The 266-nt window shown below is 62.4% G+C and carries 1 protein-coding gene; it reads left to right on the top strand.

Annotation, left to right across the window (positions count from 1 at the left end; genetic code table 11):
• The coding region (locus tag KVS69_RS19720) for a nitrilase-related carbon-nitrogen hydrolase (RefSeq protein WP_302675394.1) at nt 1-235 on the top strand (235 nt) is incomplete at its 5' end.
• Nucleotides 236-266: the final 31 nt, after the last annotated feature.

The raw sequence follows: 266 nt of genomic DNA, 5'->3' as shown, positions 1-266 counted from the left end.
CGAACACATGATCCGGGTCCGTGCCTTCGAGAACCAGGTCTCCGTCGCCTATATCAACCACTGCGGCTTTGACGACCTCTTCGCCTATGCCGGCCTGTCGCGCATCACCGCCCCCGACGGCAAGCTTCTTGCCGAGGCTCCCGCGGCCGGCGAGGCGCTGATCGTTGCCGACATCGAGCCGGCAGCCTATGCCCAGTCGCGGGCGGAAAACACCTATCTTGGCGATATTACCTGATTTTTGTGCCGTTCGGGACGAACCCGATCGA

Source organism: Stenotrophomonas sp. GbtcB23 (assembly GCF_019091045.1).
GTDB classification, from domain to species: Bacteria; Pseudomonadota; Gammaproteobacteria; order Xanthomonadales; family Xanthomonadaceae; genus Stenotrophomonas; species Stenotrophomonas rhizophila_A.
This window is presented reverse-complemented; position numbering and strand designations above follow the sequence as displayed.